The sequence below is a fragment of the Nostoc sp. GT001 genome (assembly GCF_030382115.1).
Taxonomy (GTDB): domain Bacteria; phylum Cyanobacteriota; class Cyanobacteriia; order Cyanobacteriales; family Nostocaceae; genus Nostoc.
In genome coordinates, this window is record NZ_JAUDRJ010000003.1 from 4,854,856 (window position 1) to 4,867,929 (window position 13,074).

Here is a 13,074-nt window from a genome sequence, read left to right on the forward strand (position 1 = left end):
GTCTTGATTCTGACTCCTGTTAGCGGATAGCTAAGGTTTAGCCCATTCTGAATTCTGAATTCTTCTTCAACATCAGTATATTTAATAATATTTAATAATAAATAAACAGTAACGATTATCTGCTGTCGGCTCATAACTTAACTTGTCAGCAATGGTGGACATGATTTTTAAACCACGTCCGCGCTCTCGATCGTTATTCTCAAATTCAGATGTTTGCCGTAATTTTTGCTCTAAGTCAAAAGGCTGTCCTTGAGAGCAAATGCGGATTTCTATATATTCATCTAACCGCACAGCTTCTATCTCAATAGGAGTTTCAATAGGCAAATTTTTGTGGGCATGTTCAACAATGTTAGTAAAGCCTTCTATCAAAAGTGTTTGACACTGCCACCACATTTGTTGATCGGGAATAGGTGGTTGATTCATCTGCTCGAACCAAGACAAAACTTGAGATGAAGCTGTCAGGTCTGTATTGACTTTGAGATAAATTTTATGATTCACTTTTTAACTAAGAAAATATTGTGAAATAATCATATTCTTTAATTAGTTTATTTAATTTGAGTATTTTTACTATACATTAAAAACTAAATTGCATATAACTTAAATTAAAGCAACTATTTACCGAACATTTTACTTAGTAAATTGTAATTTATGTTTAAAATTCTGGTTATTGATGATGACCCAACAGTACGAGCTGTACTAAAAAGTACACTCCAAAAGCAAGGTTATGAGACTACTGTAGCCAGCAATGGCGAAGAAGGAATTAAACAAGCACAACTGCTACATCCGGCTCTGATTATCTGTGACTGGATGATGTCACAAGTAGATGGGCTAGAAGTATGTCGTCGAATTAGAACAGATCCAGAATTGGCAACTACTTTTTTTATTCTATTGACGGCTAGGGGAGCAGCTCGAGGAGAAGAGGAAGATAGAGTTAGGGGACTTGACGCTGGAGCAGATGAGTTTATCTCTAAACCAATAGAGATGAATGAATTGAAAGCACGCGTAAGAGCAGGACTAAGGTTACACCAGCTAAATCAGGATTTACAAAGTCAAAAGCAAGCTTTGGAGACACTAAATCAGGATTTGCAAACTCAAAAGCAAATTTTGGAAGCAGAATTGGCTGAGGCCGCTGATTATGTGCGATCGCTTTTACCCTCACCGCTTGTAGGAGCAGTAACTACAGAAAATCTGTTTATTCCCTCAGCGCAGCTAGGGGGTGATTGCTTCGACCATTATTGGATTGACGAGGATCATTTGGCAATTTATTTGTTAGATGTATCTGGTCATGGGGTGGGTTCAGCCCTCCTATCGGTATCCGTACAAAATGTTTTGCGATCGCAATCTCTACCTAACACTAACTTTTGTCAACCAAGTGAAGTCCTAAAAGCTCTCAATCATGCCTTTCAAATGAGTAAGCACGGTGATAAATACTTTACAATCTGGTATGGAGTTTATCACCGCCTTAAACGTCAACTCATTTATGCCAACGCCGGACATCCACCAGCTTTACTGTTATCTAATACCTCTACTAACAACATCGAAGTTAAACAGCTAACTTCTTTAGATTTACCAATTGGCTTTTTGCCTGAAGTTCAATTTGAGGATGCTATTTTTGAAATTGAAGAAAACAGCACTTTATACATTTTTAGTGATGGTGCTTATGAAATTAATCAGTCAGATGGTAAAATTTGGGGTATCGATGCTTTCATGGAATTACTAACCAAATATAGTCAAAAACATACTTGCAACCTCAATCAACTATTAGCAAAAATTCTCACCTTAAATGCTCAAGACAATCTTGATGATGACTTATCTTTAGTAAAAGTTAATTTTGGTTAGAATAGTCAAATATGCATAGTTAACTTGGGATTGAATAATAGCTTATTGTGTTGCCAATATTTGGCGGCGAAATTCATCTTTGTCAGCAAAGGTTTGAAAAATCCTATCCATTTTAGTCAGTTCAAACAACATCCTGACTTGATCGCTTATCGAACAAACAAACAGTTTAGCATTAGCAGTTCGTACCATTTGCATGGCTGATACTAAAGCACCTAAACCAGAGCTATCAATAAACTTGACTTCTTTCATATCGATCAACAAAATATCGGCCCCGTTTGCTAGCATACCTCTAACTTCACGACGTAGTTCGTTACCTCTAATACCATCTAAAATTCCAGATATTTCTAGTACTTTTACACTCAAATTCATGGTTTTATTTCCCTATTGTATAGTTATATTTTGGCATTGAATTCATGCAAACTGCAAGAGATAAAGTCCACAATTAGTTTTGTTTTAATACTTGCTGATTACTATTATTTGCTATGGCAGTAAAAAAGCTAGCGTCAACCCATCTCCGATAAATTTCCAAAGCTCCAAAATAGCCATCTTTTTGAGCTTTTCAACCTATTTTGGAGGCTGCCAAACAGATGCGCGGATGATCGCCCACAAAAGTAATAAATTATAGATAGCCCATGCACCATTGAGTAGGTGAACATCAGGATTATTTAAATGGCCAATTGCGAATTGGTAAAGGCTCCATAACATTCCCAAGATGGTAAGGATAAAAACAACCAACTGTGGCTAAACGAGCCGGAGATAAATCCCGGATTGCCGTTGCTTAGGTGTGACTTGAAAATTGAGTTTTTGCCCTATTAACACACTCCATACAGCTTGGATTAATAAGGGAAATAAAGCGATCGCATATTGTTCAGAACGCCAAACTTCTCTAGCTGGAATGCCCCAGGTGGCTGTAAGGAAAGTCAGACGGTTAATAATAAAAGCTGGGAAAAAGTGTATGGCAAAGTCAGGGCCGTAGGTTTTGACTGGAACAATGTCCGTAAAAAAATAGATAATTGGACAAGAAATAAAAACCAGAGTTGCAAAACCAGAGAAATAGCTATACATCGTCTTGAAATATTGCAACCTTTGCCAAAACGTTAGCCCTGATTTTGTCAGTGGATTTTCTCTCACTAGCACTTGGATAGTTCCTTGTGCCCAGCGTAGCCGCTGTTTAAGAGTAGAACTTAGATCGTCTGGGGCTAAACCTTCTGCCAAAAGTTCATTGTGATAAATAGATTTCCAGCCAGCACTATGTAGACGCATGGCTGTATTCATATCTTCCGTAATGCTATTACTGGATACCCCACCAACTAAATCAAATTCATCTAAACGTTTTTCATCTTTGGCGAATTCATCAGCAAAGTTTTGCAATCCTACACTAACTAATGCCTCACGTCTGAGGATCGCATTTGTGCCCGTATAAAACGCGGCATTCATGCCATCTTTACCTTGTTGAAGTGGCCCATAAAATAAATTTGCTCGATGTCCAAAAGGATCGCCTGGAGGGATATTGTAAAAATCTTGGCGCGTCTGTACAAAAGCAATTTGATTCTGGTCGTATTTTCCGGTTGAAAGATTATAGGCGTAGAAATAAGGCAGAACTCGCTTGAGAAAATTTCGCTTGGGAATGTGGTCAGCATCTAGAGTAACAATAAAATTTCCTGAAGTTTCTCCAGAAAAAATTGCGTAATTGATGTTGCCTGCTTTCGCATGATGTGCCACACCAGGCGTCTTAGGACGAGCAATGTAGCGAAAACGAGTGAGTTCAACTAGTTCTAGTTCTTTTTTGTAAATAGCTTCTTCTAAAGCTTTCCGTTCGGTAATTAGGCGATCGCGAATACTTTGATGAGTCGGAGGTAGCCAAAGAATCAGCGATCGCAAACTTTGCACAAATCCAGCCGCAGGCTGATTCACCACTGATTCTGATGTTTGCAGCCATTGTTCGGCAGCTTGAGTATTAGGTGTCAGATTTTCCAGTTGCTTCAAGCGCTCCAACAATCCAGCATGTTCTGCATCAATCCGTTCCGCTTCTAGCTGTAATTGTTCTGACTGCAAATCTTCAATACACAATCTCTCTGTCATCGCTCGCATATCAGCCGAGTTACCATCATCCAGCACATAAACGCGTAACTTGATGGGCGGATAATCCATTGCTAGGGCCGCTTTGGCAGTTTCTTCGACAATTTCCGGCGGCTCATTGTAGCAGGTTATAAACACATCCACTGTTGGCCAGTCGGCTCTGGGTATGGGTGGGGTCATCTGGTCGAGAGATTTAACTTGTCTGACTAAAGGTCGCCACAACCCAATTACAAACATTACGCCACCGAAATAGCTGTAAATCTCAGCTATCAGCAAAGGAATAGAAATCCAGAGGGCATCAAGATTGATCGAATGGGTGACGCGCCATTGCAAATACCAGATACCAAAAATTAAATTGATTTCTGCTAAATAACGAAATAATAGCGTTCTTTTTTTGAGTAATGAGCGGCTGTTCCCAGAAAAGTTTGTCAGAGAAACTGAAGTCATCTTAGTACCGATAGTTAATGTATCTGCATCCCCATCAAAATAAGTATTCCCTAGTTAAATTTGTGACTAACAACTTTTTCTCAATCAACCTAAAATTGGCGTTGCTGATTTGAGTTATGAATCTGGATATAGAAACATAGCAATGCTATGTCTCTACAAGGATTTTGGTATTACTAAGACTTATGCAAAACTACATACTGTAGGGGCAATTTTATGAACATTGGTGTCAAATTAACGCTAAACCCCCTTGGTGACAACGTTTTGCCCTCACCCCCCTCTCCCATCCGTGAGAGGGGAGCTAGATATTCAATTCCCCTTCTCCTTTGGGAGAAGGGGTTAGGGGATGAGGGCATGAGGGATTTGCAAAACGCCTGTCTGATATAGTTCTCGGCTTAAGTTGACACCAATGTTTTATGAATTGCCCCTACCTGAAAATGAGGGTTTTGGTTATGTTATTTTGTGCCAGTTACTAGGTGAGTATTTTCACCACTTGAAACCCAGTAACTTCCAGAACTATCAGAAGTTAACTTGGTTTGTTGTGTGGCACTATTTGGTAGACCTCGCCCAGAATTTCCCTTGGTAACTGTCTGCCACCAAAGAGATTTCATAGTGGTAATCGGACGAATTAAGGGTTGTCGATTTGTCACATTGTATAGCAAGGATTGCAAAATCATACTGTTGGTGCTGCTGGTGAAACCAACTGCTGTTTTGCCGGTGGTTTCGTAGAAGCCCTCATAAAATCCAATTAGTGGATTATATAAGTCAGTCGTTCCTTCCTGTAACTGTTGACTATACTTATTGTCTGGAAGCAGGGCATTATAGGCAAAAGCTACCGCTGTACTTACCAATCGCCCCTTTGGTACTGGTTGACCATCATCTCCTAAAGCTACCCAAGAGTCCCCTTGTGCAGTAATTGTACTGTGGACAGTGTAAGGTTTACGATCGATTAAGGTGGTAGCTGAGGCTGTGAGAGTGCCTAGGCGGCGGTAACGTTCAGCTTGTGCTTGGAAAATTGGCTCAAAGAGCGATCGCATTTTTGGATCTAATCCAAACTCCAATGCATAGAGTACAAAAGGATTGCTAACTGTGTATTGGTTAACTTTGGAATTAGTATCTGTGCGATGGCGTTGAATTGGGACTTTCAATCCCTCCACTGAGGCAGTTTGATATTCACCCCCAACAGCAGAACGATCGAGATTAAACCCCCATAATTGAAAAGCACGAGCGGCATATTCCTCATAACCCAAGCGGATTTCGGGGTTAACGCGGGTGAGATATCGCCCATCTTCCTCTTTGGTAACGGTGGCACTAGAAAGAATACCTTCGCGCACCACACGCAAGTATGACCAATCCAGGACAATTTTATCTACAGCAGCCGTGTATTCTGGATGACAGCTTTTTAAGTTGTAAAGCGCTGCCAGCATTCTACCCAAATCTAAAGCTGACCAACCATTTCCTTCGGGAACTGGATTTCCACCATAATCGACTGGTTGGAGCGATCGCGTATTATAACTCCGACTCGGCAATTCACCCGCAAATAACGGTAACTTTGTCAAAGCTCCTAAGAGATGGCGGGTGCGCTGGTCAAATTCTTTGGGGGTAATTGTATCAAGCGATCGCGCTGCATGAAGTGCTGCAAGATAATCTCCCAATCCCCAAAGGGTTGCACCTTTAAAATCACTGCGATCGTCTATCAGCCCACTTTTGGGGTGATAATTTGCTTGGAAGTATCGCCAAGCCGCCTCTGCATAGCGCCGTTCAACAGGCGTTAGTGGTCGATCTAGTTTCAGGTTGGATGATGGCTGGGGACTATCCACTGGTGGAATAGGTGCAACAGCTACTTCTGTAGGTTTAGAAGTTGCGCTCGGAGTCGTAACAGTAGAATTCGGTTGATTTGCAGGTGTTGCGCTCGGAGTCGTAACAGTAGAATTCGATTGATTTGCAGGGGTTGCTGAAGAAGCATTTTCACTAGGCTTGCTAGTAGACACACTCGCAGAACTGGAAGCAATTAACGGGTGATTTCCCTTAGCTTTGTAGTATAAAATCTCTAAAATTAACCCATTAGTATTACCTGTCAAAGCTTTGTTGGGTTGTTTTGATTCTTCATAGATTCCAGCATAGTAACCGCTATCTTCAGGACTGCGGAGATCCTTGACTGCATCAAAAACTTTTCGGGCATAAGCATTCTCTGGAAAAAGATAGTGCCAGCCAAAAGCAGCTTTTGTACTGAGGCTGCGAAACTGTGGATAAGGTTGATTGGTATCGGTAATAGTTGCCCAATTTGTACCGTTGGCGTAAACGGTGTTGTAGAGAAAATAAGGTGGTTGGTCGATATTATCTTCTGTCACCGCAGTTAACTGACCTGTGGTATCAAAACGCCGTTTTTGTACATCTAAAACCCTAGCAGCAAAATCAGCTAACTCACCCTGCAAGCCAAATTCGATCCCATCAAGGATATAAGACTCACTCACAACATAATTATTAGCGTTGGTGGTTTGAAAGTCACGCGTATCAACGGGAATTTGCACACCATTAACTTCGACCAATTTAAACGGTTCTAAAGCAATAGCCTTGGGTGCTGAAAAACCCCAAAGTTGATAACCCCTAGCGGCGTATTCTTCGTAGCCGAGTCGTCCTTCTTGTACTAGTAAGGTTTTGTTGTCAGGGAGAACAGTAGCGCCATAAAGTTGTTCATCTTTGAGCGATCGCGCCACCTGCCACTTGGCTATAATTCCTTTGAGCCAGTCATTATATTGAGGATGACAGGTACGGATGACATCAAACGCAGCCAATATTCGCCCAACATCCAAAGCAGACCAGCCAAGACCACGCTCTAGGGGATTGTTGCCATAATCAACCATCTGTCCTGTGGCTGCATTATAGACTTTATTGGGCAAAGCATCTTCAAATAACTTCAGACTGCTAAGAGTTGTCAAAAACTTATTGAGGCGGGAATCAAAGTCTGCTTGATCGGTAAGATTCAACCATCGGGCAGCATTCAATGCCATCAGGTAGTTACCCATATCCCAGAGTGTACCGGAAGGATAACCCCCAGTAGAATTGGTAAATCCCGTTGCTGGCTGATAATTTTTGACAAAATACTGCCAAGACGCACGAGCATAAGTTTGTTCTTCAGATGTGAGCGGGGTTGTAATATTGCTACAGCTATTGGAATTTTGAGATAAGACTGGTGTCGGGATGTAAAACAAAAATTGCAGAAATGTTCCAATTAGGAACAATGCAATCCATCTCAACAGCTTTTGTTGAGGGAGTTTGTATATCATAATTTAAAGAAGAAGTTAGGAGCGTCATAGCCCGTCTGTACAGTTATAATTCATAAATCAAGTTTTATCAGGTATAAAAAATAGACTTGGCGATCGCTTTAGTCAATAGCGGTCAACCATTTTCACCGCAGAGATGCCACCTCTGCTAATCTGTCGGCTAGTCCTGTAGGAAATTGAAACTGGGGCGATCGCAGCTAAAATACTCAAAATTATTTTTTAGACTAAACCGTTTAGTTTAAAATAGTGATTAGTTAATTTTTGACTTACTTGTAACTAATAATTTCTTGAGAAGTTACGATGAAATCACAATCAAACTTTAGTTGAGACATTTCCTTCCCAGACAATAAAAGCATCAAACAGCAATGCCTCTTCCGTCGAATTCTACCAATTTATAGTAAATCTCATTTAGCAAATCCCATGCCACATCGTCATTATCCTCCCGCCTACTTACGCTATCTCAAAGCCAGGTTATGGAATCTAGGGCGACCTGGTTTTTGGGGAACTGCGATTTTTTTATCTGTAGTTGGGCTAGCAACCTGGGAATACTGGTCAAACCCAGGTATTTTCGTTTATAAGCAAAAAAAACCAGTCGTTTTACAAAAGTCTGCTGATTCCTCACTGTCAGAAGAAAACAAAGCTATTGCAGCAGATATTGATAACCTACCAGTTTTATTTAATGACTTTGAGCAAGCAACTCTCTCATTAAACGCAAATGCGCCTGAAGAAAAGACCGACGCAAAAAAGACCAAAGGCTCATTAGATGATGTCATCAACAAACAAAAGTCTGCTAATAATACCAAATTAAATCCTGGTTTAGGTGTTAACGGCGATACCTCCCCAGCCGTGAAAAATCCCTTTGTCCAACAAACAGACAATTTATTGCGTACTGGAACAGTTGATAATAGTAACCCCTTTCTAGGTATTAAAACCTTAAATGCGGCATCTGAACCAACAGGGGGAGACCAAACGTCTTCTAGCCTGGGTATTGGATTCACAAATCAAACCAATAAGAATCAAAATTCTCTCTCTATCAACCCTCTGCAAGCAGCGCTTAATCAATCGACAAACCAAAAATTGTCTAGCTTCAGTGGCAACACTGCAACTCAGACAAACGCTTTCGGGCAAGTCCCCGCTCCAGGAACAACCCTAATGCCACCCATCAATAGCTTAACCAGTCAGAATTCTCTACCAAACACTGGGTCAACTCCTGGGACAAGCAACACGTCAACGGGTACGAACTTCCCACAAAATCCCTACACTAATTTAAATAACGGTCAAGTAGTGCCTAATAATGGGTTAACTACGGGTACGAACTTACCGCAAAATCCTTACACTTATTTAAATAACGGTCAAGTAGTGCCTAACGTAGCACCAAGTAATACTGTACCTTACTCTAGCCAGAGTCCGAGTCAAAGTGTTGTCACACCCACAAACCCCGTAGGATATGGGAATTATGGCTTGCAGCAACCGATGCAACCACCACAAACTAATTATGGGAATAATGTGTTGCAGCAACCGACGCAACTACCACAAACTAATTATGGGAATTATGGCTTGCAGCAACCGACGCAACTACCACAATCTACCTATGGGAATAATGTGTTGCAGCAACCAACACAGTCTAATTCCGTATATCTTCGTCAACTTCGAGACAGGTATAGAAATCCGGGTCAAAACTGATTTTGAGTCCGTTGGCTTGATAAAGTCTAGCTAAGGAGATTGTGGGCTATTTGGGATTATCGGAACTTCCGGTGTTTCGGGTTGTTGCTGTTGTCGTTGCAAATATTTACTCAATACATAAGCCATATCCCCACGGGTCACGGGTTTTAATGGGGAAATATTGCCTTGAGCATCTGTATTTAGAAATCCCTCAGTAGCTACAGTAGCGATCGCTTTTCTAGCCCAAGTTGGGATAGACTTTTCATCTGGATGTGAAGCCAGAATCTCATTTACAGCGGCATCAGGAAATTGAAATACACCATAAGCCTGAGCGAAAATAGCCAGAGCTTCTGCCCTTGTCACCTTTTGATTAGGGAAGAATTCATTGCCCCGATAGCCTTTCATGATGTCAGTTTTTAGAACTGTCTGTATATCATTAAATGCCCAATAAGAACGAGGAACATCTGGAATAGTTAAATTTTCTTTGGTAACAGCTTCTCTTCTATCTAACCGAAATGTTTTGACCATAATCGAGGCCAATTCTGCCCGACTCAGTAATCTTTCTGGATAAAATTTGCCATCGGGAAAGTTTGTCATCCATTTGACAGCAGTTACTTGTTGAATGGAATCAGCTGTTATTCCAGAATTAGATTCTGGTACTTGAGCAATTGCTGGCAAGCTTTGTAGTAGTGCCATTAAAGATAGAGTAATTGAAAGCTGACGCATCATGATAACTACTTTTAGCTGCTAACGTGAATTAAAAAACTACGTTACTGAGGTTAACGCAAAATTTAGTCTCAGTTAATGACGAATTTCGGCTAGGCAATGTTGCGTAGCTATGTAGTGCGTTAGCTGGTTTTCATCATCAAGGGAGTAAAAATCAGCAAAAACTTGTTTTTTACCTTTGATGTTTTGGCGTTATCCGCCCACTACTATGGACTATAGTCAGTTTTTCAGGAGTTTTGGGAATGACAGCAGCAGCAGATCCCGTAAAGTTGATGAAGCAAGAAGTTGGCAAAGCCGCCGCCGCCCTAGTCAAGTCGGGTTCCATTGTCGGGTTGGGTACGGGGTCAACTACAGCATATACGATTCAGTATTTAGGCGATCGCCTCAAGTCTGGTGAACTCAAAGATATCATTGGTATACCTACCTCGTTTCAGTCAGAAGTGCTGGCGAAGCAGTACGGTGTCCCTCTCGCCACCTTGGATGCTATTGACCACATCGATATTGCCATTGATGGCGCAGATGAAGTCGATCCGCAGAAGAATTTGATTAAAGGCGGTGGTGCAGCACATACCCGCGAAAAAGTTGTAGACTACCTAGCAGAACAGTTCATCGTCGTAGTAGACAGTGGCAAGTTAGTAGAACGCTTAGGTTCTACTTTCGCTGTACCCGTGGAAGTGATTCCAATGGCAATTACCCCTGTCACCAATGCCATCAAAAAACTCGGTGGTAAACCAGAACTCCGCATGGGTGTAAAAAAAGCTGGGCCAGTAATCACTGACCAAGGCAACTTTGTCTTAGATGTCAGATTTGACTCCATTGAAGATCCAGCCGGACTAGAAAAGACATTGAATAACATTCCTGGCGTTCTGGAAAATGGGATCTTTGTGAACTGTGTCGATTTAGTTTTAATTGGCGAAGTCAAAGATGGTCAGCCATTAGTGCGGCAACTGTAATAATTTTGGATTTTAGATTTTGGATTTTAGATTTCAGAGACATCTAAAATCCAAAACTAAGCAAAATTCTAGTGAGTTTAAACAGAAATTTCCCAAAATTTGCCAGTTGTACATCATTCATTCTGTTAGCGTTAGCGGGGTGTTTAGCCCATTCTGAATTCTGACTTCTGAATTCTGTTTTGACACTAAACTTTAGCCTACTTTTCTATAAAACCGAAAAAAGAGCCTTAGCGCGTCTTCCGCTTTAAGCTTGCCGCACTCCCGCGTTATCATCTGAGAAAGATAAAACTGTTGCGATCGTGGGGAGGTCTTTCTCACTTCAGGAATTCCAACAACTAAATCATCCCGTAAAATAGACAGGCAAGAACCCTGCCCGATAAAAATATGGGAAAATTTTTGGGAAATCCCTCAAAACTCAGGACTCGGTACTTATCTGCTCACTCAGGACTCAGGACTCTTTATGTTAGCAGGCACAATTTTGCAGGATGGGAAATATACCCTAATTCAAGAAATAGGGCGGGGTGGCTTTGGCATTACCTTTAAAGCTACGCATCACTACTTGGGTCAGGAGGTGGTGATGAAAACCATCAATGAACGGCTGCGACAACATCCTGATTTTGCCAAATTCGAGCGTCAATTCCAAGATGAAGCCAGACGATTAGCTACGTGTATTCACCCAAATATAGTCCGAGTTAGTGACTTTTTTGTGGAAGCTGGACTGCCTTACATGGTGATGGAATACATTCCTGGTGAAACCTTGGGAGACGCATTTGTATTACCAGGGATAACTTTGCCTGAAACCACAGCAATTCATTACATCCGGCAAATTGGGGCAGCGTTGCAGGTAGTACATAACAACGGCTTATTACACCGCGATGTCAAACCAGATAATATTATTCTTCGTCAAGGAACGCAGGAAGTAATACTAATTGATTTTGGCATTGCCAGGGAATTTAATGGCGGTGTCAGGCAGACTCACACAGGTTTGGTTTCTGAGGGTTATTCTCCCATTGAGCAGTATATGACGCAAGCGGCGCGCACACCCGCCACGGATGTTTATGGTTTAGCAGCAACCTTGTATGCACTCTTGACAGCCCAAGTTCCTATGCCAGCATTATTGCGCGATCGCGAACAAATGCCTTCCCCCCGCGAACTGCAACCACATTTGAGTGCTGCTGTCAACCAGGCAGTAATGCGCGGTATGGCGGTAGAGTCTCGTTTTCGTCCAGCGACAGTTGCTGACTGGCTGCAATTGCTACCTGGAAATGGGGTGAATGGAACACCGCAAGTTTTACCCACTTACGCAGTGCCAACTGTCAATTTATCTGCCCAGCAAGCAGTAACTTTAATTGGGAAAAGTGCCCAAAATTCTATTCATAGACCATCTGTGTTGGCGCAGCCCAACCCAGGTATGGCTAAGGAAACTGTACTGGCTAAAAACCTGGGGTCATCTAAAGTATTTATTGGTATGGGTGTAGCCCTAGTTGCTGCGACAGCAGGTTTTGCGATCGCCAGTATATTACCCAAATTTCAGCAGCCGACTGCCAAGCCACTTGTTGAAAAGCCAACTCAAGAATCAGGCGCGAAAGCACCTAATTTTGATAGTACATCTTCACCCAGAGGTGAAGAGACTAACACTACTTCAAGAACCGAAAAAGCACCCGTCTCTAATTCCAAGCAGCGTCGCCGCAATCGTCGTTCTTCCCAAGAAGAATCTACCAGCAGCCCTACAAGAGAACCGCAACGCGGTGATTCCGAACAATCCACACCTCCACCTAGCGTTTCACCTACACCCTCGGTAGTGGAAAAACTACGGGCATTCCGAGATAAGCGGAATGCTTCCCCCGCACCATTGCCATTTCCACAAAAGAACTTACCTGCTTCTAGTCAAAATCCTGCCTCCCCTCAACCCGTAAGTCCATCAAAACCTCTACTTATACGACCAGCACCACCAACAGAATCCAAACAATCAGATCCTTCTGCTGTGGTAGTACCAACACTAGAAAAGCAAAATTCACTGACTAATAGTGAATCCCAGAATATTCAGAAGTTCGAGGAAAAGCCACAAGATGACAATAATTAGTCAA

9 protein-coding genes are annotated in these 13,074 nt (G+C 41.9%); 4 read left to right on the plus strand and 5 right to left on the minus strand.

Going from position 1 to position 13,074, the window contains the following annotated elements:
* Window positions 1-81: 81 nt before the first annotated feature.
* Window positions 82-498: an ATP-binding protein gene (locus QUD05_RS23525; RefSeq protein WP_289798215.1), complete on the minus strand. Its 417-nt coding sequence runs from the start codon at window positions 496-498 to the stop codon at window positions 82-84.
* A 150-nt stretch (window positions 499-648) separates the two neighbouring features.
* Between QUD05_RS23525 and QUD05_RS23530 the strand changes: the two genes are divergently transcribed.
* Window positions 649-1,839 (plus strand): SpoIIE family protein phosphatase, encoded by a 1,191-nt coding sequence (locus QUD05_RS23530; protein ID WP_289798216.1) that lies wholly within the window; start codon window positions 649-651, stop codon window positions 1,837-1,839.
* Between the two features lie 42 nt (window positions 1,840-1,881).
* Here QUD05_RS23530 and QUD05_RS23535 read toward each other — a convergent pair whose 3' ends face one another.
* The 3 genes from QUD05_RS23535 to QUD05_RS23545 all read right to left on the minus strand — a co-directional run bounded on the left by QUD05_RS23535 (window position 1,882) and on the right by QUD05_RS23545 (window position 7,649).
* Window positions 1,882-2,208 carry an STAS domain-containing protein gene (locus QUD05_RS23535; RefSeq protein ID WP_094351411.1) on the minus strand — a complete coding sequence of 109 codons (327 nt, stop codon included), beginning with the start codon at window positions 2,206-2,208 and terminating at the stop codon, window positions 1,882-1,884.
* Window positions 2,209-2,580: 372 nt separating this feature from the next.
* The gene (locus tag QUD05_RS23540) at window positions 2,581-4,365 is read right to left on the minus strand and encodes a glycosyltransferase (RefSeq protein WP_289798217.1); all 1,785 of its coding nucleotides are present in this window, start codon (window positions 4,363-4,365) and stop codon (window positions 2,581-2,583) included.
* 452 nt (window positions 4,366-4,817) lie between these two features.
* Complete coding sequence (locus QUD05_RS23545) at window positions 4,818-7,649, minus strand: DUF3131 domain-containing protein (RefSeq protein WP_289798218.1); 2,832 nt, start codon at window positions 7,647-7,649, stop codon at window positions 4,818-4,820.
* A gap of 417 nt (window positions 7,650-8,066) precedes the next feature.
* On the opposite strand from QUD05_RS23545, the gene QUD05_RS23550 reads away from it, so the two are divergent.
* On the plus strand, window positions 8,067-9,329 hold the full coding sequence (locus tag QUD05_RS23550) for a hypothetical protein (protein ID WP_289798219.1): 1,263 nt from the start codon (window positions 8,067-8,069) through the stop codon (window positions 9,327-9,329).
* Between the two features lie 30 nt (window positions 9,330-9,359).
* Here the strand turns inward: QUD05_RS23550 and QUD05_RS23555 are convergent, their stop codons facing one another.
* Window positions 9,360-10,034 carry an S-layer homology domain-containing protein gene (locus QUD05_RS23555; protein WP_289800056.1) on the minus strand — a complete coding sequence of 225 codons (675 nt, stop codon included), beginning with the start codon at window positions 10,032-10,034 and terminating at the stop codon, window positions 9,360-9,362.
* 242 nt (window positions 10,035-10,276) lie between these two features.
* Here QUD05_RS23555 and rpiA point away from each other — a divergent pair, with 242 nt between their 5' ends.
* Together rpiA and QUD05_RS23565 are read left to right on the plus strand one after the other, a co-directional pair.
* On the plus strand, window positions 10,277-10,987 hold the full coding sequence (gene rpiA, locus QUD05_RS23560; protein WP_289798220.1) for a ribose-5-phosphate isomerase RpiA: 711 nt from the start codon (window positions 10,277-10,279) through the stop codon (window positions 10,985-10,987).
* A 460-nt stretch (window positions 10,988-11,447) separates the two neighbouring features.
* Window positions 11,448-13,070, plus strand: coding sequence for a serine/threonine protein kinase (locus QUD05_RS23565; protein WP_289798221.1), 1,623 nt, complete (start codon window positions 11,448-11,450; stop codon window positions 13,068-13,070).
* Window positions 13,071-13,074 lie beyond the last annotated feature (4 nt).

Bases quoted from the DNA above. Each gene is read 5' to 3' on its own strand.
- QUD05_RS23530 (WP_289798216.1), top strand. From the start codon at position 649: ATGTTTAAAATTCTGGTTATTGATGATGACCCAACAGTACGAGCTGTA.
- QUD05_RS23535 (WP_094351411.1), bottom strand. From the start codon at position 2,208: ATGAATTTGAGTGTAAAAGTACTAGAAATATCTGGAATTTTAGATGGT.
- QUD05_RS23540 (WP_289798217.1), bottom strand. From the start codon at position 4,365: ATGACTTCAGTTTCTCTGACAAACTTTTCTGGGAACAGCCGCTCATTA.
- QUD05_RS23545 (WP_289798218.1), bottom strand. From the start codon at position 7,649: ATGATATACAAACTCCCTCAACAAAAGCTGTTGAGATGGATTGCATTG.
- QUD05_RS23550 (WP_289798219.1), top strand. From the start codon at position 8,067: ATGCCACATCGTCATTATCCTCCCGCCTACTTACGCTATCTCAAAGCC.
- QUD05_RS23555 (WP_289800056.1), bottom strand. From the start codon at position 10,034: ATGCGTCAGCTTTCAATTACTCTATCTTTAATGGCACTACTACAAAGC.
- rpiA (WP_289798220.1), top strand. From the start codon at position 10,277: ATGACAGCAGCAGCAGATCCCGTAAAGTTGATGAAGCAAGAAGTTGGC.
- QUD05_RS23565 (WP_289798221.1), top strand. From the start codon at position 11,448: ATGTTAGCAGGCACAATTTTGCAGGATGGGAAATATACCCTAATTCAA.